At 68.9% G+C, this 25,231-nt stretch carries 21 protein-coding genes; 11 read left to right on the top strand and 10 right to left on the bottom strand.

Annotated elements, in window-relative coordinates:
• Positions 1-269: 269 nt before the first annotated feature.
• Both G315_RS0110305 and G315_RS0110300 read right to left on the bottom strand, forming a co-directional pair.
• On the bottom strand, positions 270-1,229 hold the full coding sequence (locus G315_RS0110305) for a patatin-like phospholipase family protein (protein WP_018146347.1): 960 nt from the start codon (positions 1,227-1,229) through the stop codon (positions 270-272).
• A gap of 213 nt (positions 1,230-1,442) precedes the next feature.
• Complete coding sequence (locus G315_RS0110300; RefSeq protein ID WP_018146346.1) at positions 1,443-1,880, bottom strand: hypothetical protein; 438 nt, start codon at positions 1,878-1,880, stop codon at positions 1,443-1,445.
• Between the two features lie 115 nt (positions 1,881-1,995).
• Here G315_RS0110300 and G315_RS0110295 point away from each other — a divergent pair, with 115 nt between their 5' ends.
• The 3 genes from G315_RS0110295 to G315_RS0110285 all read left to right on the top strand — a co-directional run bounded on the left by G315_RS0110295 (position 1,996) and on the right by G315_RS0110285 (position 3,408).
• Entirely contained in the window at positions 1,996-2,472 is a 477-nt protein-coding gene (locus tag G315_RS0110295; protein ID WP_018146345.1) for a YbhB/YbcL family Raf kinase inhibitor-like protein, read from the top strand.
• Between the two features lie 424 nt (positions 2,473-2,896).
• Positions 2,897-3,157 carry a type II toxin-antitoxin system Phd/YefM family antitoxin gene (locus tag G315_RS0110290; protein WP_018146344.1) on the top strand — a complete coding sequence of 87 codons (261 nt, stop codon included), beginning with the start codon at positions 2,897-2,899 and terminating at the stop codon, positions 3,155-3,157.
• Positions 3,154-3,408, top strand: a complete 255-nt coding sequence (locus G315_RS0110285; protein WP_018146343.1) for a type II toxin-antitoxin system RelE/ParE family toxin — start codon at positions 3,154-3,156, stop codon at positions 3,406-3,408. The genes G315_RS0110290 and G315_RS0110285 overlap by 4 nt, the downstream gene beginning before the upstream one ends.
• Positions 3,409-3,868: 460 nt before the next feature.
• Here G315_RS0110285 and G315_RS0110280 read toward each other — a convergent pair whose 3' ends face one another.
• Positions 3,869-4,801, bottom strand: a complete 933-nt coding sequence (locus tag G315_RS0110280; protein WP_018146342.1) for a carbohydrate kinase family protein — start codon at positions 4,799-4,801, stop codon at positions 3,869-3,871.
• Positions 4,802-5,654: 853 nt separating this feature from the next.
• Between G315_RS0110280 and G315_RS14655 the strand changes: the two genes are divergently transcribed.
• The 6 genes from G315_RS14655 (at position 5,655) to G315_RS0110245 (ending at position 13,444) form a co-directional block, all read left to right on the top strand.
• Positions 5,655-5,831, top strand: coding sequence for a hypothetical protein (locus G315_RS14655; protein WP_018146341.1), 177 nt, complete (start codon positions 5,655-5,657; stop codon positions 5,829-5,831).
• On the top strand, positions 5,828-6,577 hold the full coding sequence (locus tag G315_RS0110270) for an ABC transporter ATP-binding protein (RefSeq protein WP_019612475.1): 750 nt from the start codon (positions 5,828-5,830) through the stop codon (positions 6,575-6,577). Before G315_RS14655 ends, G315_RS0110270 begins: the two co-directional genes overlap by 4 nt.
• Positions 6,578-6,595: 18 nt before the next feature.
• Positions 6,596-8,956 carry an ABC transporter permease gene (locus G315_RS0110265; RefSeq protein WP_018146339.1) on the top strand — a complete coding sequence of 787 codons (2,361 nt, stop codon included), beginning with the start codon at positions 6,596-6,598 and terminating at the stop codon, positions 8,954-8,956.
• Positions 8,957-9,197: 241 nt separating this feature from the next.
• Positions 9,198-10,391 carry an efflux RND transporter periplasmic adaptor subunit gene (locus G315_RS0110260; protein WP_018146338.1) on the top strand — a complete coding sequence of 398 codons (1,194 nt, stop codon included), beginning with the start codon at positions 9,198-9,200 and terminating at the stop codon, positions 10,389-10,391.
• Between the two features lie 7 nt (positions 10,392-10,398).
• On the top strand, positions 10,399-12,906 hold the full coding sequence (gene hrpB, locus G315_RS0110255) for an ATP-dependent helicase HrpB (RefSeq protein ID WP_018146337.1): 2,508 nt from the start codon (positions 10,399-10,401) through the stop codon (positions 12,904-12,906).
• A gap of 316 nt (positions 12,907-13,222) precedes the next feature.
• Positions 13,223-13,444: a hypothetical protein gene (locus tag G315_RS0110245; protein WP_018146336.1), complete on the top strand. Its 222-nt coding sequence runs from the start codon at positions 13,223-13,225 to the stop codon at positions 13,442-13,444.
• Between the two features lie 12 nt (positions 13,445-13,456).
• Here G315_RS0110245 and G315_RS0110240 read toward each other — a convergent pair whose 3' ends face one another.
• From G315_RS0110240 to glgA, 5 genes are all read right to left on the bottom strand, one after another.
• Positions 13,457-14,851, bottom strand: a complete 1,395-nt coding sequence (locus G315_RS0110240) for a sigma-54 dependent transcriptional regulator (protein ID WP_019612473.1) — start codon at positions 14,849-14,851, stop codon at positions 13,457-13,459.
• Positions 14,848-16,485: a PAS domain-containing sensor histidine kinase gene (locus tag G315_RS0110235; protein ID WP_019612472.1), complete on the bottom strand. Its 1,638-nt coding sequence runs from the start codon at positions 16,483-16,485 to the stop codon at positions 14,848-14,850. The genes G315_RS0110240 and G315_RS0110235 overlap by 4 nt, the downstream gene beginning before the upstream one ends.
• Before the next feature lie 9 nt (positions 16,486-16,494).
• Positions 16,495-16,767, bottom strand: coding sequence for a PP0621 family protein (locus tag G315_RS0110230; protein WP_018168003.1), 273 nt, complete (start codon positions 16,765-16,767; stop codon positions 16,495-16,497).
• 65 nt (positions 16,768-16,832) lie between these two features.
• Positions 16,833-19,676 carry a phosphoenolpyruvate carboxylase gene (ppc, locus tag G315_RS0110225; RefSeq protein WP_019612471.1) on the bottom strand — a complete coding sequence of 948 codons (2,844 nt, stop codon included), beginning with the start codon at positions 19,674-19,676 and terminating at the stop codon, positions 16,833-16,835.
• 82 nt (positions 19,677-19,758) lie between these two features.
• On the bottom strand, positions 19,759-21,246 hold the full coding sequence (gene glgA, locus G315_RS0110220) for a glycogen synthase GlgA (RefSeq protein ID WP_019612470.1): 1,488 nt from the start codon (positions 21,244-21,246) through the stop codon (positions 19,759-19,761).
• Positions 21,247-21,376: 130 nt separating this feature from the next.
• Between glgA and pgi the strand changes: the two genes are divergently transcribed.
• On the top strand, positions 21,377-23,020 hold the full coding sequence (gene pgi, locus G315_RS0110215; RefSeq protein ID WP_026338871.1) for a glucose-6-phosphate isomerase: 1,644 nt from the start codon (positions 21,377-21,379) through the stop codon (positions 23,018-23,020).
• A gap of 22 nt (positions 23,021-23,042) precedes the next feature.
• On the opposite strand, the gene G315_RS0110210 is transcribed toward pgi, so the two are convergent.
• On the bottom strand, positions 23,043-23,891 hold the full coding sequence (locus tag G315_RS0110210) for a bifunctional nuclease domain-containing protein (RefSeq protein ID WP_019612468.1): 849 nt from the start codon (positions 23,889-23,891) through the stop codon (positions 23,043-23,045).
• Between the two features lie 95 nt (positions 23,892-23,986).
• Between G315_RS0110210 and G315_RS0110205 the strand changes: the two genes are divergently transcribed.
• Complete coding sequence (locus tag G315_RS0110205) at positions 23,987-24,586, top strand: DUF938 domain-containing protein (RefSeq protein WP_018146328.1); 600 nt, start codon at positions 23,987-23,989, stop codon at positions 24,584-24,586.
• A gap of 127 nt (positions 24,587-24,713) precedes the next feature.
• Here G315_RS0110205 and G315_RS0110200 read toward each other — a convergent pair whose 3' ends face one another.
• Positions 24,714-25,139: a DUF3617 family protein gene (locus tag G315_RS0110200; protein WP_018146327.1), complete on the bottom strand. Its 426-nt coding sequence runs from the start codon at positions 25,137-25,139 to the stop codon at positions 24,714-24,716.
• Positions 25,140-25,231 lie beyond the last annotated feature (92 nt).

The following is a 25,231-nucleotide window of genomic DNA, read 5'->3' as shown; positions in this document are numbered from 1 at the left end:
CATCCCGGAAACCGCGAAGCGGTTATCCGGGATCTCGGGCGTTGGGGGTGGGCTGGCGTTGGAGATCCCGGCTCTTCGCTGCGCTACGGCCGGGATGACGTGGTATGGCGCGGCGGCCGGGATGACTTGGTGGGGGCGCTGGCCGGGAGGATATGGGTTGGGGTTCTGTAGGAGCGTGCTTGCACGCGAACCCCACGCCCGCGTCCGACTCTGGCAGGGGCATTCGCGTGCAGGCACGCTCCCACAGTGATATTCCCACCGGGGGGCAACTAAGGCTTCTGGTGGCCTAGTTTGCGGTCGGCGAGTTCGTAGCCGAGGTCGATCATCTCGGCGGCGCGGTGGAAGTCGAATATGCCGCAGGCGTTGACCGGGATCTCGATCAGGTGCTCCGGGTTGTAGGCGGCGATGCGAAAACGCGCGATTGTGCCCTGCATGGCCTCGATGGAGTGGGAGACGATGTCGATCAGGCCCAGCGCGCGGGCCTCCTGTTCGCGGCTCAGGCCGGGGTCAGTCTCGCCCAGGCCCAGCTTGTCCTGCCAGTCCAGCAGCCAGCTGCCGACGCGATCCGGCAGGGCATCTGTCAGGCGATGGTTGAGGAACCCGCTGTCGGGTTCTTCCCGGTCCGGGTCGGGCGCCTTGGCGCGCTCGGGACGGATCAGCTCTTCGCCGACGCGGCCGTTCAGGCTGACGGCCAGGGTGATGTCGGTGTCGTCGGTCAGGGTCGGGGCGATCGGGACCGGGTTCAGCAGGCCGCCGTCCACCAGCAGCCGGCCCTTGTGGCGCACCGGGGTGAACACGGTGGGGATGGCGATGGAGGCGCGGATGGCGTCGAACAGCGAGCCGGAGTTCAGCCAGACCTCGCGTTCGCGTTCGATATCGGTGGCCACGGCGGTGAACGAGATCGGCAGGTCCTCGATGTCCATGTCGCCGAGCATGTCGCGCAGCTTCTCGATCAGGCGGTCACCACGGATCAGCCCGGCACCGCGGAAGGAGAAGTCCAGAAGTCGCCAGACGTCCTGACGGCGCAGGGACTTTACCCAGTCCTCGTAGGCATCCAGCTGGCCGGCGGCGTAGATGCCGCCGACGACCGCGCCCATGGAGGCACCGGCAATGGAGCGGATGCGGTAATCCGAGTGTTCCTCCAGCCAGCGGATCACGCCGATCTGTGCCAGACCGCGGGCGCCGCCGCTGCCGAGGACCAGGGAGATGGACTGGGGCTTTCGCGTCATGGTGGTCGGTGTGCCTGGGTGGAGTATTGGGAAATCGACGGGCGTGCGCTGCGGTTTTCCGTAGCGCGCCCATCATCGATTCGCGGAGCGGCCGGATTCGGTTGGCTTCAAGGATATGTTGGGGGTGTGATCGGGTTTTTCCAGCCTGAAGGCCCGGTTCCAGCGAATGGGTCTCACGCTCCTACCAGGGCGGATGGTATGCGGCGATGCGTGCTATTCGGGGGAGCGGTTCGGGTCGAGCAGGTGGTCGTGCAGGGCCTGGGCGGACTCGCCGGCGGGTTCTTCCACCCGCAGCTGCCAGACGGCGGCGGGGTGATCCGGCGACCATTCGCTGAAGACTACGAGGCCGGCGTATGGGCCGTACCCGCGGATGGTGCCCAGCGTCAGGCGGCCGTCCGGGTCGCCGTACAAGTGCACTTCGAACTCGGGGGCGGGTGGCGGCAGCTTCCAGTAACCGTCGCGACCGGTCTCGCGGAAGGTGGCGTCGGAAGGCTCGGCGTCGTCGCCGAAGTGGCGGCGCAGCAGCGGTACCGACAGTCGGTGCGGCAGCCCCAGGACGGTCTCGATGCCCGTGCGGCCATGGTCAACGGCCTGGGCGGCGGATGCCAGCGGATCCCGCCGGCCCAGCCATTTCTTCAGTAGCTTGCGCATGCGCGGATCATCCGTGTGCCGTCCGCGGTCTGCAAGCGCCGTCCTTCACGTATTGGCTTGGAGACCGTCGGCCGGCGGCGTTACCGTGCGGGTAGGTAATGCAAAGGAGTACGTCATGGGTTTTGCACTGTCCGCGATGCAGCTGTCGAGTTCCGCCTTTGGCCCTGGCCAGCCGATCCCCAAACGCCACAGCGGCGAGGGTGAGGACACCTCCCCGGCATTGCGGTGGCGGGACGTGCCGCAGGGCACCCAGTCCCTCGCGGTGATCTGCCATGACCCGGATGCGCCGCTGATCCAGCCGGGCACCTACGGCTTCGTGCACTGGGTGCTGTACAACCTGCCGCCGGATCTGGATGGCCTGTCCGAGGCAACCGATCTGGGCGCGACCGGCCAGACGGACTTCGGTCGCACCGGCTACGGCGGGCCGATGCCGCCCGAGGGCCATGGAAAGCACCACTACTTCTTCTGGCTGCTGGCGCTGGACGCCGACCTGCAGCTCCCACCCGGCCTGACCCTGTGGCAGTTCCTGGAGCACGCCGAGCCCCACGTGATCGGCATGAACCGCCTGGTGGGCACCTACCAGCGCGACTGAGGTCTTGTAGGAATGCCTTGTGGGAGCCGGCTTGCCGGCGAAGCCCCTGCCAGAGTCGGACGCGGGCAGGGGCTTCGCGTGCAAGCACGCTCCCACAGTGACGCCCCCACCGGCGGGGGCCAAGGCTGGCGGCGGTCTGGAAGACGGCGTCATCCTGGAAACCGCAAAGCGGTTATCCGGGATCTCGGGCGTTGGGGATGGGCCTGGCGTTGGAGATCCCGGCTCTTCGCTTCGCTACGGCCGGGATGACGGGGTATGGCGTTGCGGGCGGGATGACGGGGGCAGCGGTTGGTGCGGGCAGGGGCTTCGCGTGCAAGCACGCTCCTACTGGGCCCTGATCCCGCTTCGGGCCGTTTGGTCTTGACCGGGTGGGGCGGTGGGCGCACGATATGTACCACTTTATGTACGTTTCGGGTGACTGGCGATGACGACGCTGACGGCTACCGAGGCTCGCAAGGGTCTGTTCGATCTGATCAAGGGCGTGAACGAACAGCACGCGATCTACCATATCCGGCATCGCAACGGCGATGCGGTGCTGATGTCGGAAGACGAGTACGCCAGCCTGATCGAGACCCTGGAGCTGCTCTCCGAGCCCGGTTTCCGGCAGGAATTCGAGCAGGGCCGCCGCGAGGCGGATGAGGGCGATACGCTGGGCTTCGAGGAGGTGTTCGGGGAGAAGCAGTGACCTGGACCATTCGGTTCACCCGTCAAGCGGAGAAGGATTTGCGGCGTCTGACGCCGAAGCTGCGTGACAAGGTGAAGCAGATCCTGCGCAACCGGGTGGCGGTTGACCCGTACTGCGGCAAGGCGCTGGTTGGTGATCTGCGCGGGTACTACTCCCTGCGGATCAGCTACAAGGACCGTCTGCTGTACACGATTCGGGACGAGCAGTTGCTGGTGATCGTGATCCGGGCGCGTACGCACTCCGGCGAATAGCCTTGCAGGAATGTCTTGTGGGAGCCGCCTTGGCGGCGAAGCCCCTGCCAGAGTCGGGCGCGGGCAGGGGCTTCGCGTGCAGGCACGCTCCCACAGTGATGCCCCCCGCGGGTGGGGGCCAAGGCTTGTGTCGGTCTGGAAGAGGGCGTCATCCCGGAAACCGCGAAGCGGTTATCCGGGATCTCGGGCGTTTGGGGGTGGGCCTGGCGTTGGAGATCCCGGCTCTTCGCTTCGCTACGGCCGGGATGACGAGGTATGGCGCTACGGGCGGGATGACGGGGGATGGCGCTACGGCCGGGATGACGGCGTATGGCGTTGCGGGCGGGATGACGGGGGGTGCGGTTGGTGCGGGCAGGGGGTGGCGGCGTTGTTGGCTCCATCCACAAAAAAGGCCCGGGCCGAGCGAACTCGGTCCGGGCCTTTTGCGTTCCCGGGCGAGTGCCCGGGGCGGCGGCGTTGCTTAGTAGCGGTAGCCGAAGGCCTTTTCGAACTTGTCGGCGAACTCTTCGGCGGTGAAGTGGTGGTTCTGGGTGCCGGAGTGCGCGATCTTGATCGAGCCGATCAGCGAGGCGATACGGCCGGTGGTCTCCCAATCAAAGCCCTTTTCCAGGCCGAACAGGATGCCGGCGCGGTAGGAGTCGCCACAGCCGGTCGGGTCCTTGATCGCGGCCGGTTCGACCGACGGGATGGTGATCTTCTTGCCGCCGGTGTAGATGTCGGAGCCCTCGCCACCGCGGGTGACGATCATGGCGTCGACCATTTCGGCCAGCTGTTCCAGGCTCAGGCCGGTACGGTCGGCGGTCAGCTGCGCTTCGTAGTCGTTGAACGCGGCGTAGGTGGCGTTCTCCATGAAGCGCTTCAGGTCGTCGCCGTCGAACATTGGCAGGCCCTGGCCCGGGTCGAACATGAACGGGATGCCGGCGTCGGCGAACTGCTGGGCGTGCTCGATCATGCCGTCACGGCCGTCCGGGGATACGATGCCGACCTTGATGCCGTCGGCGTCGGTGACCTTCTGCTGGTGCGAGAAGCCCATCGCGCCCGGGTGGAAGGCGGTGATCTGGTTGTCGTCCTGGTCGGTGGTGATGAAGGCCTGACCGGTGTAGGTGTCCTTCAGCTCCTTGACGAACGTGCGCGAGATGGCGTGCTTGTCCATCCAGTCGGCGTACGGGGTGAAGTCGCCGCCCACGGTGGCCATGATGGTCGGGTCCGCGCCCAGCAGCTTCATGTTGTAGGCGATGTTGCCGGCGCAGCCGCCGAACTCGCGGCGCATGTCCGGGACCAGGAAGGACACATTCAGCATGTGCACCTTGTCCGGGAGGATGTGGTTCTTGAAGCGATCGGGGAACACCATGATGGTGTCGTAGGCCATGGACCCACAGATCAGTGCGGACATTGTTGCTCCTTAGCGTTGGCTGAAATCGTTGTCGTGCGCGCCTTTGCAGGCGGCACAGGACGTCCCGTGGCGCGCGCTGGAAGCCATGATTGCGCGCCGATGGCGGGTCGTGCGATGTGCATAGGGTAAGTATTTGGGCGCAAAACAACAAATCGGGGGGCGATGGAAGCAGGGGTCGCGCTGGTATTTCACCCCCTGTCATCCCGGCCGAAGCGAAGCGCAGAGCCGGGATCTGTGACGTCAGCGGTGCCACCGTGGGAGATCCCGGATCACCGCTGCGCGGTGTCCGGGATGACGGGGATGGGGCGCACCACATGACGCAGATCCCGGCTCTACGCTTCGCTTCGGCCGGGATGACAGAAGGTTGGGGCGGGGTGTCCGGAAGCGCCTCGTTGCGGGGCGCCGCAGGCCGCCCCGAAGGGCGAGCGCAGCGAGTAACCTCCTGAAGCTGAGACCGAAGGCGGATCTTGGAGGCACTGCCAGCTTTCGGAGGTTGCTTCGTCGCTGCGCTCCTCGCAATGACGGGGGCAAAAGCACCGTCATTGCGAGGAGCCGCAGGCGACGTGGCAATCGGGTGAAGCTGGCGGTGCGGCGGGCTCGGGTGGTTCTGGGTGGAGATCGCCACGGCGCTACGCGCCTCGCGATGACGGTGATTGTTGCCTCGTCATCGCGAGGCGCCGAAGGCGACGTGGCGATCATCCGGATGGAACCCCGACGTTCGGCCGATTGGCGCCGGGACGGCCCCGAAGGTCGCGGCGGTGCTGCACGCCACGCAATCACGCTGCGTGCGGTGCCGTTGTGCCGGGGGCTTTGTGGCAGCATGGGGTCATTCCCGCGAGCGAGGGCGTGACTGATGAATCCGCGCGTACTGATACCGATCCTGATCATCCTGCTGTTGTTGCTGAGCCTGTGGTCCATGAGCCTGGACGGCGACGGGGGTATCCTGCCCGGCGCGCCCGATACGGGTGCGGCACCGGCGGCCGAGCGCCTGGCCGCTGGATCAGGATCGGTTGCGCCCCGGGCGGCATGAATACAGCCACGGCGCCCGCCCCGGATGCGCCGCACGCCGGGCGCGAAGTGATCTTCCGCGCCGCCGGGGTGACCAAGGTCTACCGCATGGGCGAGGTGACCATCCACGCCCTGCGCGGGGTGGACCTGGAGCTCTACACCGGCGAGCTGGTGGTGATGCTGGGGGCCTCGGGCTCGGGCAAGTCGACGCTGCTGAACATCATGGGCGGGCTGGATACCGCGTCCGAGGGCGAGGTGCGCTACCGCGACCAGGATCTGGCACAGGCCTCAGAGCGCACGCTGATGAACTTTCGCCGGGACCATGTCGGCTTCGTGTTCCAGTTCTACAACCTGATCGCCAGCCTGACCGCGCGCGAGAACGTGGCGATTGTCACCGAGATCTCGCGCGACCCGATGCCGCCGGAGGAGGCGCTGGCGCTGGTCGGGCTGGAGGACCGCATGGACCACTTTCCCTCGCAGCTCTCCGGCGGCGAGCAGCAGCGGGTGGCCATCGCCCGCGCGATCGCCAAGCAGCCGGCGGTGCTGCTGTGCGACGAGCCGACCGGCGCGCTGGATTCGAAGACCGGTATCCGCGTGCTGGAGGTGCTGCAGCACATCAACGAACGGCTGGACACGACGGTGGCGATCATCACCCACAACGCGGTGATCGGCGAGATGGCCGATCGCGTGATCCATCTGAGCGACGGGCGCGTGAGCGAGATCCACGAGAACGCCACCCGCCAGCCGCCGTCCGCACTGCACTGGTAGCGACGGCGCTCCTGCCCTGTGCGTGCCCTCAACCGCAAGATCCTGCGCGATCTCGGCCACCTGAAGGGCCAGGCGGCGGCCATCGCGCTGGTGATCGCCAGTGGCGTGATGACCCTGGTGATCGCGGTCACCAGCCTCGACGCCCTGACCATCACCAAGGAGCGCTTCTACTCCGAATACCAGTTCGCCGACGTGTTCGCGGAGATCACGCGCGCGCCGGAGAGCGCGGCGGAGCGCTTCCGCGATGCGCCGGGTATCAACCAGGTCGAGACCCGCGTGCAGGCCCCGGTGCGCCTGGAGGTCGCCGGTTTCGACGACCCGATCCGGGGCACCATGCTCTCCCTGCCGGACGGGGGCGAGCCGCTGCTGAACCGGCTCTACCTGCGCGAGGGCCGGCTGCCCGAGCCGGGCCGCGCGCGCGAGGTGGTGGTCAGCGAGGCCTTCGCCGAGGCGCACGGGCTGGGCGCCGGGGATGCCCTGCGCGCGATTATCGACGGGCGCCTGACCGACCTTCAGATCAGCGGCATCGCGCTGTCGCCGGAGTTCGTCTACCAGATCAGCCCCACCGACCTGCTGCCGGACTACGAGCGCTACGGCATCCTGTGGATGAACCGCCGCGCGCTGGCGGCCGCCTACGGCATGGAGGGGGCGTTCAATTCCGTCACCGTGAGTCTGCAAGCGGGCGCCGACCCGGAGCCCGTGATCGAGGCCATGGACCGCGCGCTGGCCCGCTACGGCGGCCTGGGCGCCTACGGGCGCGAGGACCAGTTCTCGCACCGCTTCCTGTCCGAGGAGCTGACCCAGCTGCGCGCCCAGGCGGCGATCCTGCCCACCATCTTTCTCGCGGTGGCGGCGTTTCTGCTGAATGTCGTGGTCGGGCGCATCATCCGCTCGCAGCGCGAACCCATCGCGGTGCTCAAGGCCTTCGGCTATGGCAATGGCGCGATTGCCGCGCACTACGGCCTGCTGACCGGCGGCATCGTGCTGGTGGGTTGTGCGCTTGGGCTCGCGTTCGGGGCTTGGGCCGCGCAGGGCCTGGCCGGCATCTACGCCGAGTACTTCCGCTTCCCGGCGATGAGCTTTCGCCTGCAGCCCTGGGTGATGGTGCTGGCGGTGGCCGTGGCGATGGGCGCGGCCATGCTCGGCACCTTCCGTGCCGTCTGGCAGGCGGTGCGCATGGCCCCGGCCGAAGCCATGCGCCCCCCGGCGCCGGAGCACTTTCACCGCGGCTGGCTGGAGCGGTCGGTGGCCTGGCGCGCAATCGACCAGCCGACCCGCATCATCCTGCGCAACCTGGCCCGCCACCGACTCAAGTCCGTGCTGTCGGTGATCGGGATCGGACTGTCCGGTGGCCTGCTGTTGATGGGCGCCTACCAGCTGAACGCGGTGGACCAGATGCTGGATACCCAGTACGGGCAGGTGCTGCAGATGGACATCGATCTGCAGTTCACCGATCCGGTGCCGGCGCGCGTGGCCGGGGAGCTGCGCCACGAGCCGGGCGTGCTGGCGGTGGAGACCTTCCGCGCGGTGCCGGTGCGCCTGGTCGGCGTGAACCGCGAGGAGCGCGTGCGCCTGCTGGGTCTGGACGCGGAACCGCGTCTGCGCCAGTTGCCGATGGCCGGCGGTCGCGGCCGCCTGCCGGAGGAAGGCATCCTGCTGACCGACTACCTGGCGGAGCAGCTGGGGTTGCGCGTCGGCGACCCGGTAGAGCTGGAGATCCTGGAGGGGCGCCGGCGCACCGTGTCGGTGCCACTGGCCGGGGTGGTGGAGGAGCCGATCGGCGTCGGCGCCTACATGCACCGCCCGGCGCTGAATCGCCTGATCGGCGAGGGGCCGGCCGTCTCCGGGGCCTGGCTGCTGACCGACCGTGCGCAGGAGGCAGCCCTGTTCGCGCGGCTGTCCGATCGCCCGCGCGTGGCCAGCGTGGGGCTGATCGCGGAGGCCGAGCGCAATATCCGCGAGTACATCGGCGAGACCATCATCGTGTTCGCCCTGGTGTTCGTGGCGCTGGCCGTCTCCATCGCCTTCGCCGTGACCTACAACAACGCGCGCATCACCTATGCCGAGCGCGCCCGGGATCTGGCCACGCTGGAGGTGCTCGGCTACTCGCGCGGCCAGGTCAGCTGGATCCTGCTGGGCGAGATCGCCGTGCTGACACTGGCGGCGATCCCGGTCGCCTGGCTGACCGGTACCGGTTTCGCCTGGCTGCTGAACCAGGCCTTCGCGATGGATTTGATGCGTGTGCCGCTGGTGATTACGCCGCAGGCCTACGGCTTCGCCGCGCTGGGCATCCTGGTGGCGGCCAGCCTGACCGCCTTCCTCGCCTGGCGCCGCCTGCAGAGCCTCGACCGCGTGCAGGCCCTGAAGGCGGCGGAGTAATGGCCACGGCACCACTCAATCACCACGTAGGATGTGATGAGCGGAGCGAATCGCATCATCTGGAAGCCGCGGGAATCCACCGATGCAGGAATGTGGCGAAACCGTGGATGCCGGCCATTCGCGAGGCTTCCCGGCGCCGTCTTGATGCGATTCGCTTCGCTCGTCGCATCCTACGTGTGGGGGGCGTGTTGCCCGGGGGTGGCCCCGGGCGCGTCGAGGCGGGATTTGCGAGACTGAAGGCATGGCGATGAAGAAGCGGATCACGATCGGGCTGGTGGTGCTGGCGGGGGTGGCCGCGCTGGTGTGGGCGCTGCGCCCGCAGCCGGTGCCGGTGTCGCTGACCGAGGTGCAGGCCGGGGCGTTCGAGGAGACCGTGCGCGAGGAGGGGCGTACCCGGCTGCGCGAGACTTACACGGTGTCGGCGCCGATTGCGGGCTATCTGCATCGTGTGGCGCTGGAGGAGGGCGACGCGGTCGCGCTGGGCGATACGCTGTTCCGCCTGGAGCCGTTGCCGACGCCGGCGCTGGATGCGCGCTCGCGCGAGCAGGCGCGCGAGAACCTGGCCGCCGCGCGTTCGCGGCTGCAAAGCGCGGAGGCGAATCTGGAGAACCTGCGGGCCGAGGCGCGGTTTGCCGAGTCCGAGTATCGCCGCCACCAGGAGCTGTTTGACCGCGGGGCGGTGTCCGCGACCGAGATGGAGCGCATGGAGACGATGCGTGATCGGGCGCGTTCGGCCGTGCGCGCGGGCGAATCCGCGGTGGAGGTCGCCCGCAGCGAGATCGAGAGTGCCCGGGTGGTGCTGGATATCGCCAGCGGCCAGATGCCGGAATCCGAGGCGGATACCCTGTCCGTGCGTTCGCCCGCCGAGGGCGTGGTGCTGGAGCGCTACCGCTGCTGCGAGGGCACCATCGGCGCCGGCGAGCCGGTACTGGTCGTCGGCGATCTGGACGACCTGGAGGTGCAGGTGGACCTGCTGTCGATGGATGCGGTGCGCGTGGTACCGGGCATGCGCGTGCGCCTGACCGACTGGGGTCGCGATGCGGAACTGGAGGCCTCCGTGCGCCGCGTGCAACCGTTCGGCTTCACGAAAATCTCCGCGCTGGGCGTGGACGAGCAGCGTGTGCCGGTGATCCTCGATCTGGATGCGGTCGAAGCGCGCCTGGCCGGGCTGGCCGTTGGCTATCGCGTGGAGGCCGAGTTCCTGCTGTGGGAGGGTGACGACGTGCTGCAGGTGCCGACCAGTGCGTTGTTCCGCCACCGTGGCGAGTGGTCGGTGTTCGTGGTCGAGGACGGGCGTGCGGAGCCGCGACGGGTCGAGGTGGGCCGCCGTTCCGGGTTCACCACGCAGATCCTTGAGGGCCTGGAGGGGGGCGAGCGCGTAGTTACCCGTCCGGGCGACCGCGTGCAGGCCGGTACCCGCGTCGTCGAAAACTGACCTGCCCATGGCCGAACCCCCGAATGCCTCGCCCGAGGCGCTGGATGACCTGCTGAGTCCGCTGGATGCCGCGCTCGCCACGCGCGGTGCGGCCGTGCTGGTGGCCGAACCGGGGGCGGGCAAGACCACGCGGGTGCCGCTGCACCTGGCGGATTCCGTATCCGGGGGGCGGGTCATCGTGCTTCAGCCGCGCCGCCTGGCCGCGCGCATGGCGGCCACGTTCATGGCCGGGCAACGCGGCGAGCCGGTCGGGCAGACGGTGGGTTACCGCGTGCGCGACGAACAGAAGGTCTCGGCGCAAACCCGCGTCGAGCTGGTCACCGATGGCCTGTTCCTGCGCCGCATCCAGGCCGACCCGCTGCTGGAGGATGTCGGCGCGGTCGTGTTCGACGAATTCCACCTGCGCCGGCCCGAGGCCGAACTGGCGCTGGCCTTCGCGCTGCAGGTGCGCCGCCTGCTGCGCCCGGAGCTGCGGATCGTGGTGATGTCCGCCACCCTCGACGACGAGGCCGTGGCGCGGCTGCTTGCGGGGCCGGAGGCGGACCCTGTGCCCGTGCTGCGGGCTCGCGGGCGACAGTTCCCGGTGGAGGTGCGCTACGCGCCGCCGAAGAAGGACGCCCCACTGGCCGACGTCGTGGCGCAGGCCGTGCGCGAGGCACTGGAGGCCGAGCCGGGTTCCGCCCTGGTCTTTCTGCCCGGCGAGCGCGAGATCCGCGAGGTCGCTGCGCGCCTGGGGGAGACCCTGGAGACGCTGGTCGGCCCCGCGCGGGTGGCGCCGTTGTTCGGGCGGCTGTCGGCGGAGGAGCAGAACCGCGCGGTGCGCCCGGCCCCGCAAGGCGAGCGCAAGGTGGTGCTGGCCACCGACATTGCCGAAACCAGCCTGACCATCGAGGGCGTGCGCGTGGTGATCGACGCGGGACTGTCCCGCGAGCCGCGTTTTGATGCCGCGACCGGGCTGTCGCGGCTGGTGACGGTGCCCGCCTCGAAGGCCGCGGCGGAACAGCGCGCCGGCCGTGCCGGGCGGACCGAACCCGGCGTCGCGATCCGGCTGTGGGCGCGCGCCGAGGAGGTGCAGCGCCCGGACTACGCGACGCCCGGCCTGCAACAGGTCGACCTGCTGCCGCTGGCCCTGGAGCTGGCGGGTTGGGGCGAGGCGGTGGCCGAACTCGACTGGCTGGAGCCGCCACCGGCGCACGGCATGGCCGCCGCGCAGGCGATCCTCGCGGAGCTGGGCGCGGTGGATGCCGAAGGGCGGATCACTGATCACGGCCGCGGCCTGCTGCGCCTGCCGACGCATCCGCGCCTGGCTCACATGCTGCTGCGGGCGCGCGAGCGGGGCCTCTCGCGTCTGGCCTGCGAGCTGGCGGTCGTAGTCGAGGAGCCGGGAATGGCCGGGCCAGGTGCCCCGCTGGAACTGGGGGAACGCCTGGTGCAGGCACGGCGTGCGGGCGGCCGCGCCTGGAAGTCCGGGCTGCGGCGGCTGGAGCAGGCCCTGGCGCGGCTGGAGGACAGGCCCGACGCAGCGGAATCCGCCATGGACGAAGCCACGGCGCTGGGCGTGCTGGCTGCGCTGGCCTGGCCCGAACGCATCGCGCGGCCACGCGGCGGGCAGGCCGGGCGCTTCGTGATGGGCAATGGCCGCGGGGCGTTGCTGCCGGAGCGCGAGCGCCTGGCGCATGCCGAGTACCTGGTCGCGGTGGACTGCACCGACGCCGAGCGCGAGGCCCGTATCCGCTGCGCGGTGGCGCTGGACCTCGCCGTGCTGGAGCGCGAGGCGCCGGAGCTTTTCCACCGCGAGACGCGTTGCGACTGGGTGGAGGACGGGGCGCGGCTGGAGAACGCGCGCATCCGCCGCATTGGCACGTTGGTGGTCGAGCGGCAGATGGTCGCGCTGGACGACCCCGCGTCCACGATCCCGCGCTGGTGCGAACGGATGCGCCGCGAAGGGCTGGCGCTGCTGCCGTGGGATGACGCGGCGACCCAGCTGCGTGCACGCATCCAGCTGCTGCATCAGGCGATGCCGGAGGCAGGCTTTCCCGACATGGATGACGCTGCGTTACTCGCCGGTCTCGAGGACTGGCTGGGGCCGTACCTGGCCGGGATGACGCGGCTGCGCGATCTGGACCGGCTGGACCTGGCGGCGATCTTGCGCGCGCGGCTGGACTGGGGGCATCAGCAGCAACTGGAGCGCGAGGCGCCGGCCCGTATCGCGGTGCCCTCCGGTTCCGCCCACCGGGTGGACTACACCCAGGATCCGCCGGTGCTGGCGGTGAAGCTGCAGGAGCTCTTCGGCCTGGCGGAAACGCCCGCTGTGGCCGGAGGCCGTGTGGCGCTGGTGCTGCACCTGCTGTCGCCGGCGCGGCGTCCGGTGCAGGTCACCCAGGATCTGAAGAGTTTCTGGGAGAACGGCTACCCGGAGGTGCGGCGCGAACTGAAGGGGCGTTACCCCAAGCACCCCTGGCCGGAGGATCCGTGGAACGCGCCGGCCACGCGGCATGCGAAGCGGCGTGGGTAGGCAGTTCAGGTTTGGCGGGGGCTTCGCCTGCAAGCAGGCTCCCACTGGAGGGCCAGGACAACACGGGACGCCGGGCGTTCTTCCCTGTGTCGTCATCCCGGAAACCGCGGAGCGGTTATTCGGGATCTCGGGCGTCGGGGTGGCCATGGCCGCGGAGATCCCGGCTCTTCGCTGCGCTGCGGCCGGGATGGCGCCGGGGTGATGGGCGCCAGGCAGCATTGGGGCGCGGGGTGGTGTGGACGATGCGGCGGAGGGCGTTCTCCGGTAGTGTCGCGTTCAGCTCTGTTGCGAGTCCCGTGCGAGGAAGCGAACCCCGATGCTGAAGTTTCTGACCGTGATCCTGATCCTGCTGTTCGTCTGGTGGCGGGTGTCGCGCTGGATGGATGTGCGCCGCCGGCGTGCGCGGGGGGAGGATGTGTCCTATCAGGTGGACGTGAAGGGGTTTCGCCCGATCACGGTGCTCAGTGTCATCTTCTTGCTGCTGTACGGCGGCTACGTGATCTGGTTTGCCCTGAACGAGTGGTTCGATCTCCTGTAGATCAGCGTCTCCCTAGTCGATCCCGAGTTTCTTCAGGCGATAACGCAACTGGCGAAAGCTGAGGCCGAGCAGGCGTGCGGCGGCCGTGCGGTTGCCGCCGGTCTGCTGCAGGGCGGTAGCGATGGCCTGGCGTTCCTGCGCGGCGAGCTGGTCGTCCAGGGCGCTCTCCGCGCCGTCGAGGCCGTTCTCGGGTTCGCCGTACTCCGCGCCCGGGGTGAGTTCGGTGCCCAGACCGTTCGCCGGCAGGTCGATGTTGCCGGCGCGGATCAGCGGCCCTTCGCACAGCGTGGCGGCGCGTTCCAGGATGTTCTCCAGCTCGCGGACGTTGCCGGGGAAGCCGTGCCCCTGCAGGGCCGCGAGGGCGTCGGGTGCCAGCTCCAGGTCGCCGGTCTGCCACTGCTCGCCGATGCGTTGCAGGATGCGCGTGGCCAGGCGTTCGATGTCGCCGCGGCGCGCGCGCAACGGCGGCACCTTCAGTTCGATCACGTTCAGGCGGTAGTAGAGATCCTGGCGAAAGCGGCCCTCGCGCACGGCCTTTTCCAGGTCGTGGTGGGTGGCGCTGAGGATGCGTACGTCGACCGGGATCTCGCGGGTGCCACCGACCGGTTTGATGGCGCGTTCCTGGATGGCGCGCAGCAGCTTCACCTGCATCGGCAGCGGCAGGTCGGCGACCTCGTCGAGGAACAGCGTGCCGCCGTCGGCGGACTGGAACAGACCGGTATGGTCCTGGGTGGCCCCCGTGAACGCGCCCTTGCGGTGGCCGAAGAATTCGCTCTCCATCAGCTCGCCGGGGATGGCGCCGCAGTTGACCGGCACGAACGGACGTTCGGCGCGCGGGCCGAGGCGGTGGATCTCGCGCGCGACCAGCTCCTTGCCGGATCCGGACTCTCCGGAGATGAACACCGGGGCCTGGCTGCGCGCCAGCTTGTGGATGGTGGCGCGCAGACGCTGCATGGGCTCGGACCGGCCCAGCAGCGGGCTGTCATCGGGGGTGGCCGGGATGGCGTCGTCGCCGGGCTCTTCCGCGATCGAGGCAGCCGGCTCCAGGCGCAGGGCCGCGTCAATCAGTTCGCGCAGCTGTTTCAGGTCCACCGGCTTGCTGACGAAGTCGAAGGCCCCCAGCTTCAGCGCCAGGACGGCGGTATCCACGCTGCCGTGGGCGGTGATGACGGCCACGGGGAGCTCCGGGCGTTCGCTCTGGATGTGGCGGACGAGGTCCAGCCCGTCGCCGTCCGGCAGGCGCATGTCGGTCAGGCACAGGTCAAAGTCGTGCTCGGCGATCAGGACGCGGGCCGGCTCGAGGCGGGTGGCCGTGGTGGCCTCAAGGCCCATGCGGGCCAGGGTGATCTCGAGAAGTTCGCAGATGTCGGGCTCGTCGTCCACGACCAGCACGTGGCGGATACTCATGCGCCTTGTTCCTTTGGCGAATCGGTTTCCAGGGGGGCGAACAGGATCCGGAAGCAGCCGCCGATGGGTGTGTGGACGTATTCCAGCGACGCCCCGTTGTTTTCGCACAGCATGCGCGAGATGTACAGGCCAAGGCCGGTGCCCCCGGCACGCCCGGAGACGAACGGTTCGAACAGGTCCTTCTCCTGTTCGGCAGAGATGCCCGGCCCGGCGTCGATCACGTCCAGACTGACCACCCGCGCGACCTGGCCGGCGCCGCCGCGCAGCACGATGGGCGGGCTGTCGGGCTGATCGTGGCCGCCATGGATGCGCGCATTGCTGCACAGGTTCCACAGGATCTGGTTGAGCTGGGAGGGGTCGAACTGGATCTCGGAATCGGCCGGCTCGATGCGCGCATGCAGGGTCTCTCGCGGCAACTGCAGCGCACCGCAGAACTCCTCGGCGAAGCGATCCAGGGTCTCCTGAAGGTTCAGCCGCTCGCGTCCTCCGGCGTCCCTGCGTGACAGGCTGAGGACGTTGGAGATCAGTTCGTTCACGCGTTTGCTCTGGTTGTTGATGATGTCGAGCAGGCGCTGGTCGTGAGGCTTGAGATCCGGCGATTCGCCGAGCAGCTGTGCGCTGTGGCTGATGGCTCCCAGGGGGTTGCGGATCTCGTGGGCAATGCTGGCGGTCAGGCGGCCGAGGGCCTGCAGCTTGCCGGCCTGGGCCTGGCGCTGGAGTTCGGCGGCGTCCTCCAGGATCAGCAGACTGCCCTGGTCGCCGCGGTCACCCAGCGGGGCCAGACGGATCCGCAGGGCCGGCTGATTGCGGTCGCCCGGCAGCTGCTGGCTGGTCGTGGGCATGCCGTTGCGCTGCCAGTCGCGGATCACGCGTGCCACCGAGGGCGACAGGGACGACAGGTGGCGTCCCGGCCGTGGGGGGAGCAGGCGGCGCGCGGCCTCGTTGATGGAGCGGATGTACCCCTCCGGGTCGACCGCGATGACACCGGCGCTCATGCGCGCGATGATCTGCGCGTTCAGTTCGGCCAGGTTGGCCAGATCCGCCTCCTGGCGTTCCACCTGGGCGCGGGTCTCGCCGGCCCGGCGGGCGAACTGGCGGGCCAGCAGGCCGGCCGCAAACAGGGTGGCACCCAGCAGCCCCGCCTGGGTGATGGCGGTATCGGCGGGGTGCAGGAATAGTGCGCTCACGCCCTCGGCCAGCAACAGGGCCAGGGTGGCGATCGCGGCCAGGGTCAGGGCGAAGCGTGCGCTGGAGAGCAGCACGGCTGCCACCAGGGCCGGGACCAGCAGCAGGCCAATGCCGGTGCCAACCCCTCCGGAGACGATCAGCAACGCGATCAGGCCGATGCCGTCGCCGGCGCCGCCGATCAAAGCGATACGGGTGAGGCTGGTGGTGTCCGGGTTGTGGGTGCAGCGCCAGGCGAAGGCGGCGGCGACGAGTGCAAAGGCGAGATAGGCGGTGGCGATGACCGCGTAGAACTGGGGGGTGACGAGATGCAGCCCCAGCGGGGTATCCGGGAACAGCCCGAGCAGTAGCAGGACCGCCGCGACAAAGACCCGGTAGAGCGCGAAAAGCCAGGCGGAACGCCGGGTGTCGGCGTCGATCGGCGTGTTCCCCCCGGACTGGTTATCCATGGACGAGGGTCAGTCGTCTTCGGTGCGGGAGTCGGCGTCCGAGCGGTTGCGGTCGACCTCGGCGTGCTGCGGCGAGCAGTAGAGGCGGTCGCCGTCGCGGTAGGCCTCGGCCTCCGGCACGTGCACGCCGCAGAAGGCGCAGCGGATCACCGCGCCGCCCTCTTTCAGACGTTCGGGCCGTTCATCCTGGCGGACCTGCTTGCGGTTGCTGGTGGAGCGCACGAGGGTGCGCACCGCAAGGAACACGGCGACGATGGCGACGATGAGCAGCAGCAGGCGCATGGCGTGATTCTAGCAGGATGACGATCGCGGACCACCGGCTCGGGCGGCCCGTGATCAGCCTCTCCCTAACCGGTGTTGCGCATGCCTGCGGCGATCGCGTTGATCGAGCGCAGCAGGGGCGACAGCCACGGGTTTTCGTCGGCGTCGTCGTCGGCCTCGGCGTCGAACTGGCGAGACTCGCGCAGCAGGTGAATCTGGATGCTGTTGAGCGGGTCCAGGTACGGGTTGCGCCGTTGCAGCGAACGCGCCAGCAGGGGCGTCTCGTCCATCAGTCGGTCCAGTTGTGCCACGCGCAGCACTTCGGTGACCGTGCGGCTGTGTTCCTCGCGCACCAGGACGTAGATGCGCTCGGCCAGTTCCGGGTCGCTGCACAGGCGGGCGTACTCCGCGGCGGTGCGCATGTCGGCCTTGGTCAGGGCCATCTGGCAGTTGGACAGCAACGAGCGGAAGAACGGCCACTCCTGGTACATGCGCTGCAACTGGGCCAGGCGTTCGGGGTCGTCGCCGCGCCACTGTTCCAGCGCGGTGCCGATGCCGTACCAGGCGGGCAGGGTGTGGCGCGCCTGGGCCCAGCCGAAGACCCAGGGGATCGCGCGGATCGAGCTCTTGGAGCGATCGGTCTTGCGCCGGTGCGACGGCCGCGAGCCGATATTCAGGAAGCCGATCTCCTGAACCGGGGTGATCTCGTAGAAGTAATCGAGCACGCGTTCGGTGCGGTCGATCAGCTCGCGGTAGGCATCCTCGCCAGCCTGCGCGAGCTCGTGCATGGTGGCGCGGTAGTCGTCGCGATCCTTGCGCGGCGGCCGGATCAGGCTGCGCGAGGCGAGCATGACGCCGGTCGCACCCATGCCCAGCTCGTACACCGCGGTCTCCACGTTGGAGTACTTGTACGACAGTACCTCGCCCTGTTCGGTGAACTTGATCCGGCCCTGCACCGTGGCCGGGGGCTGGGCGAGGATGGACTCGTGGGTCGGGCCGCCGCCGCGCCCGACGGTGCCGCCGCGGCCGTGGAACAGCTGGCAGCGCACACCGAAGCGATCGGTAATGCCGACGATCTTCTTCTGTGCCTCGTAGAGGTTCCAGCTGGAGGCGAGGATGCCGCCGTCCTTGCAGGAATCAGAGTAGCCGAGCATGACGTCCTGGATGTTGCCGGAGGCGGCCAGCAGTTGTGCATATACCGGGTTGGACAGCAGGCCCTCGAGGACGTCCTCGACATGCAGCAGGTCCTCGATGGTCTCGAACAGCGGCGAGATGCGCAGATGGCAGAACGGGTTGCCTTCTTCGTCGTTGCCCGCGAGACCTGCCAGACGGCCCAGCAGCAGGACCTCCAGCACATGCGAGGCGGCGTGGGTCATGGAGATCACGTAGGTGCCGATGCCGTCCGGACCGACCTCGCGGCGCATGCTCTGGATCACCTCGAACACGCGCAGGGTCTCGCGGGTGCTCTCGCCCAGGGCCTTGCGGTCCACCTCGGGCAGGTTCTCCAAGGCGATCAGTTCGCTCAGCGCCTGCTGGCGGCCGGTCTCGTCCAGCGCGGCGTAGTCGGTGTCCGGTGCCAACTGGCCCAGCAGTTCCGCGATCGCGTCGGAGTGGACGGTGGACTCCTGGCGCACGTCCAGGTGGTGCAGGTGAAAGCCGAAGGTCTCGACCAGGCGGATCAAGTCGGTCAGCGCGCCGCTGGCGATGTTGCGATCACCATGGCTGACCAGCGAGTCGCGGATCAGCTTGAGGTCGTTCAGGAAGGCCTGGGCGTCGGCATAGGCGCTGTTGGTCGGCAGCACGGCGGCCTCGCCGCGGACCCGGCGCACCACGGTGTCCAGGGTCTCGCGCAGACGGTAGCGCATGATGTAGAGCTTGCGCCGGTAGGGCTCGCTCTCGAAGCGGTCGGAGGCGCCCTGGAACACCGCGTTGGCGATATTGGAGTCGGCGTCCAGGCTGTCGAGGAATGCCTGCGACGGCTGGCACATGAAGGACGAGTGAGTCAGCACGTTGCGCAGGTGGTTGACCCGCTTGAGGTACTCGCGCAGGACCTGTTCCATTGCCAGGCGGCAGGACAGCTCCGTGACCTCGGGGGTCACGTTCGGGTTGCCGTCGCGGTCGCCGCCGATCCAGGAGCCAAAGTGCAGGAAGGCCGGGATGCGTACCGGCAGGCTGCCGTCCGGGTTGACGCCGTAGATCCGGCGGATGGCCTTCTCGAGGAAGCGGTAGGACTGCGGGATGGCCTCGAACAGGCTCTCCTCGAAATAGAACAGGCCGTACTTGATCTCGTCCTGAACCTGCGGCTTTTTCACCCGCACCTCGTTGGTGCGCCAGAGGATCTGGATCTGGGTCTCCAGTTCCTCGGTGATCAGGCGGCGCTCTTCCTCGCCCAGCCCCGGCTGGTTCAGCCGGTCGGCGGTCTCGAACACGCGGCGCTGGTTCTCCATCGTGGTCCGGCGGCGGGCCTCGGTGGGGTGGGCGGTGAACACCGGCTGGTAGTGCAGCTCGTTGAGCAGGCGCTCCAGCTCCTCGGCGGTGACGCCTTCGCCATGCAGCTCGCGCAGGGTCTGGTCGAAGGAGCCGGTCCACAGCGGCTCGCCGCTGGAGACCTGGGCGCGGCGCCAGCGGTAGAACAGGTCTTCCTCGGCGATGTTGACCAGGCTGAAGTAGATGCTGAAGGCGCGGATCACGCGCTCGGTCAGCGAGGCGTCGAAGTGCGTGATGTCGGCCATCAGCTGGCGGCGCAGGTCCGGATCCTCGTCCTTGCGCAGGCTGACGAAGCCACGGCGCAGCTTCTCCACCGCGTCGAACACGGCCTGGCCTTCCAGGTCGTGAATCACGTTGCCCAGGAGTTCCCCGAATAGGCGCACGCGGGCGCGCAGTTCCTTGTCCTTGGGGAGGAATCGGTCGTGTTGATCGCTTCGAGTCATATCGGGCCTGTGCGCGCAGGACGACGATCGCCGCTGCCTGGGCTTGCCGGTTGGGGTTCGGGAGGTCGCGAAAAGGACGCGATTATAGCGCAGATGCCGCCTTCGCACGCCGGCTGCGGCGCGGAAGCTGTTCGCGGTACAGGGCGAGATAGGCATCGGCGCTGGCGGTCCAGCCGAAGTCGCGCGCCATGCCGTTGTGCATCAGCTGTTCCCAGTGGCCGTCGCCGCGCGCGGTATACAGCGCCAGGGCGCGCTCCAGGGCGGCGCCGAGGGCGGCGACGCTGTCCGGGGTGAAGCTGAAACCGGTGGCGGTGCCCGCCTCCAGATTTTCCGGCGTGGCATCCACCACGGTGTCGGCCAGACCGCCGGTGGCGTGGACCACCGGCGGGGTGCCGTAGCGCAGGCTGTAGAGCTGGTTGAGCCCGCAGGGCTCGAAGCGCGACGGCATCAGGAACAGGTCGGACCCGGCCTCGATCTGGTGGGCCAGCGGCTCGTCGTAGCTGATGTGCACGCCGACCTGGCCGGGGTAAGCGCGGGCGAGGGCGCCGGTGGCGTGTTCCAGGTCCTTCTGGCCGGAGCCGACCAGCGCCAGCTGGATGCGCCCAGCCTCCAGCAGCGGCGTGCAGGCGGCATGCAGCAGATCGACACCCTTTTGCTCGACCATGCGGCCGACATGGCCCAGCAGCGGGGTCTCCGGGTTGGTCTCCAGGCCCATGCGGGTCTGCAATGCCGCCTTGTTGGCGGCCTTGCCCGCGAGGTCCTCGGCGCTGTAGCGCGCGGCGATGTGGCGGTCGCGCGCCGGATCCCAGTCGCTGTAGTCGACCCCGTTGAGGATGCCGTGCAGGTCGGCGCTGCGGGCGCGTAATACGCCGTCCAGACCCATGCCGTGGGCCGGTTCCTGGATCTCGCGGGCGTAGGTGGGCGAGACGGTGGTGATCGCGTCGGCGAAGATCAGGGCCGCCTTCATGAACGAAAGCTGGTCGTGAAATTCGAGGGCCTCCGGGTGCCACAGGTCCGCGGGCAGGTTCAGATCCTGCACGGTGCTCGCCGGGAACAGGCCTTGGTAGGCCAGATTGTGGATGGTGAACACCGTCCGCGGGCGTTCGACGCCGGTGCGCTCCGGATCCAGCAGCAGAGGCACGAGACCGGTCTGCCAGTCGTTCAGGTGAATCAGTTCCGGCGCCCAGTCCAGCCCGGCCTCGTCCCGCGCCAGCGCCACGATGGCGCGGGCGAAACCGGCAAAGCGCTGGGCGTTGTCCGGCCAGTCCATGCCGTTGCTGGCGCTGTAGGGGTTGCCGGCGCGCTGGAAGTATTCTGGCCAGTCGATCAGGTAGACCGGGAGCCGGGTCCCGGGCAGTCGGCCCTCGATGATCTGCCAGGGGGCGCCGTCCGGACCCGGGCGCGGGGTGGCATCCACCAGGTTGCGACAGGCCTCGGGGTAGCCGGGTAGCACCAGACGGGCATCCTGGCGCCGCCGGCGCAGGGCGGCGGGCAGGCTGGCGCTGACATCGGCGAGACCCCCGGTCTTGACCAGACCGTAGGCCTCGCTGCTGGCGAACAGGATGCGCATGCAAAAAACCCCTAAGTGCGGAACCGGCCGCGCCGGATGACTTTCTATTAATTGTAACGCAGGGGCCGGGGCGGCACTCTGGGCTTGGGACAATCGAGGAAACAGGATGACGGCAGGAATGGGTGCGGTGATGGAGAGTGCCTTGCGGGTCGAGGCCCGACGGCTGGCGGACGAGCCCCTGCGCGAGCTGTTCGCGCGCGATCCGGATCGCGTGCAACGGGACGTACAGGAGGTCGCCGGGTTGCGCCTGGACTGGACGCGCCAGCGCCTGGACGGTGCGGCCTGGGATGCCCTGTACGAGCGCGCTGCGGCCTGTGAGGTATCGGAGGCGGTGCGCGCGCTGTTTGCCGGCGAGCGGGTCAATACCACCGAGGGACGGGCGGCCCTGCACACGGCCCTGCGCCTGCCGCGCGACGCCCACTGTGAAGTGGATGGCGCGGACGTGGTTCCGCAGGTGCATGCGCAGCTCGACCGGGTCGAGACGTTCGTGCGGCGGATCCACGACGGGGCCCACCGTGGCTACAGCGGGCGTCCGATCCGTCGCGTGGTGAATATCGGCATCGGCGGCTCCGACCTCGGGCCGCGCATGGTCTGCCGGGCGCTTGCGCCGCATGCACAGGCGCCGGCCGACGGCGTGCCGCTGACCGTGCAGTTCGTCTCCAACGTGGATGGCGCGGCGCTCTCCGCCGTGCTGCGCGAGGCCGATCCGGAAACCACGCTGTTCATCGTCGCATCGAAGACCTTCGGCACCCAGGAGACCCTGACCAACGCCCGTGCGGCCCGCGCCTGGCTGCTGCGGCATGCGCCGGACGACACGGCCGTCGCGCGCCACTTCGTGGCGGTCTCCACCGCGCGCGATCGGGTAACGGAGTTCGGTATCGACCCGGACAACATGTTCGGCTTCTGGGACTGGGTCGGGGGGCGCTATTCCGTGTGGTCCACCATCGGGTTGCCGGTGGCGCTGCTCCTCGGCATGGACGGCTTCCGTGCGTTTCTCGGCGGGGCCCATGCCATGGACGAACACGTGCGCCAGACGCCGGTCTCCAGCAATGCCGCAGTGCGCATGGCGTTGGTGGATTTGTGGAACCAGAACCTGCTGGGGGCACAGTCGCGCGCGGTACTGCCCTACGACGAACGCCTGTCGCTGCTGCCGCCGTACCTGCAGCAGGCGGAGATGGAGAGCCTGGGCAAGCGCGTGGGGCTGGACGGGCAGGTCGTGACGGATGCAACCGGCGCGGTGGTCTGGGGTGCGGTGGGCACCGATGGTCAGCACGCCTTCTTCCAGTTGCTCCACCAGGGCACGCGCTTCATCCCGGCCGAATTCATCGGCGTGGCCCGTCCCGAGCACGACCTGCCGGCGCAGCACCCGTTGCTGCTGGCCAACCTGGTGGCGCAGGCCGAGGCGCTGGCGATGGGCAAGGACGAGGCCGCGGTGCGCGCCGAGATGGCGGCGGCCGGGCAGTCGCCGGAGGCGATTGATGCGCTGGCGCCGCACCGGACCTTCCCCGGCAATCGGCCGAGCACGCTGATTCTGCTGGAACGCCTGGATCCGGCCACGCTGGGCGCGTTGATCGCGCTGTTCGAGCACAAGATCTACGTGCTGGCCACGCTGTGGGGGATCAATGCCTTCGATCAGTGGGGGGTGGAGCTGGGCAAGCAGCTGGCCGGTCAGGTGCTTGAGGATCTGGCGCCCGGCGCGACCGCCGGCGAGCACGATCCGGCAACCACCGCCACGCTCGACTGGCTGCGCCCGCGGCTTCCGCCGCGGGACTGACCCGCGTCCGTTCCGGCTCTGCTCAGACGGTCAGGGCGTCGTCGGACTCCTCGATCTCGGGGACGTCCGTGGGCAGCGTGATACTGCGGGTCTCGCCATCCAGCCAGTAGCGGATTTCGGCTGGCTCGCCCTCCGGTGTGGCGGAGATCGCCTCGAGGAAGTCCATCGGGGTGGTGGGCGTGCGCCCGTTCACTTTCAGAATCAGGGCGCCGTGGGTCAGGCCCGCGGCGGCGGCGCGGCCCGCGGCACGGCTGACCAGCACGCCGGATTCGTCCGGCAGTTGCAGGGCTTCGCGCAGGTCGTTGCGGGCCTCCACAACGGTGATGCCGAGGGCGGTGACGACCTCGTCCTCGCCCGGCGGGGTGTAGTCGAAGGTGACATCGGCCTCCAGGATTTCCGGCGCGACATGGATGGCGGCCCCGCTGCGTACCGCCAGGGCGAGCCCGTCGCTGGGGCGGGTGTCGATCAACCGGGGTTCGGCCTCGCCGGCGATCCGTACCTCCAGCCAGCCGAGATAGGTACCGTTCTCCAGGCCGTCAATGATCACCCGTTCCAGGCGTGCATCCATCTGCTCCAGCAGGTTGATCATCAGGTCGTGGGTCTGCGGGCGCGACAGTGTTATGTCGTGCATGGCCAGCAGGATCGCGCGGGCCTGGTCGGTCCCGATCACGATCGGGACCACCTCGCCGGACGCCGGGTGTCGCAACAGGGCGATGGGCGTGCCGGAGCCGGCATCCACCCCGACGGTGGCCAGTTCGACCGGCAGCAGGCGCTCCGGGTCGGTCGCCATGTCGCGGGCCAGCGCCTCGCCGCCCATGACCAGCAACAGGACGAGCAGGGCGGGCAGGAACAACCGGAAGCGGGGTGTCATCAGGGCAGCCTGGAAATAGGGTGTGTCCCGATCATGGCAGTGCGGTTGCGGGGCGTCCAGAATACCGCCTTGTCCCCCGTGAACGGATCGCTGCGATGACCTCCGACAAGCCCTATGCCCCGGCCGCGGATCAAAACCGCGCGCCGATCCTGGCCCAGCTGCGCGAGCAGTTCCTTGCGCATGGACGGGTGCTGGAGATCGGCGCCGGCACCGGGCAGCACGCGGCGCATTTCGCCGCGGCTTTGCCGCATCTCGACTGGTATCCCAGTGACGTGGCAGAGAACCTGCCGGGCGTGGAGGCCTGGCGACGCGACGCGGCCCTGCCCAATCTGCGGCCCCCGCTGGAACTGGACGTGCTGCGGGATGCCTGGCCGGAGGGACCGTTCGAGTACGTCTACAGCGCGAATACCGTGCATATCATGCACTGGCCGGCGGTGGAGGCGCTGTTTGCCGGCGTGGCCCGGGTACTGGCGCCGGGTGGGCTGTTCGCGCTGTACGGCCCGTTTGCCCACGACGGTTCGCATACTGCCGAATCCAACGCCCGGTTCGACCAGATGCTGCGGGCGCAAGATCCGGGCATGGGCGTGCGCGACCGCGCCGACCTGGATGCCCTCGCCACGGCCGCCGGCCTCGAGCCCGCGGCGGTCATCGACCTGCCGGCCAACAATCAGATCCTTCTCTGGCGCAGGGCTTAACGACCACGAAGGCACGAAGAAAAGTCCGGGGGCTGAAGCGACGCAAGTCGCGCCCCGTACTTGTGGCTCTTTCCAGATCGTTCTTCTTCTCCGTGCCCTCTGTGACCTCCGTGGTGAATACGGGGGGTCAGCAGTCGCCGATGCGCTGGCTGCGCATCTCCATGCGCACGTTCATCGGGCCCATGGGGGTGTCCATCTCGCTGGTCATTTCGCCCTCGGCGCGGTCACCCATGAAGCGCATGCTGCCGTCCATCTGCATGCGTCCGCCCTGCGGGCCGGGGCAGCTCATGGTGTAGTCCATGCGGTCGGCCGTCATGTCCATCTGGTCCAGGGTGCAGCCTTCCGGCGCTTCTATGATGTTCTCGCCGCGGTCGATGTCTTCCTGGGTGACGCACTCGGTGCTGGTCTCGGTCTGGTCCGGCATGCCGCCCATGCCTTCCATGATCATGGTGGTCTGGTTTTCCCAGAGACCGGGCTGGATGTTCGGGGTCTCGGCCTGGACGACGAGCGGCAGGGCAACGAGCGGCAGGGCGGCAAGAAGGGTGCGCAGCATGGCAGTCTCCTGAATCGGGGGTATCGAATGGGTTCAATGGTGCCTGGCGCGTCATGACGGGGCAAACGCGGGTGGCGGTGCCCGCTGGCTGG

The sequence above is a fragment of the Thioalkalivibrio sp. AKL7 genome (assembly GCF_000381705.1).
GTDB lineage: Bacteria > Pseudomonadota > Gammaproteobacteria > Ectothiorhodospirales > Ectothiorhodospiraceae > Thioalkalivibrio > Thioalkalivibrio versutus.
This window is presented reverse-complemented; position numbering and strand designations above follow the sequence as displayed.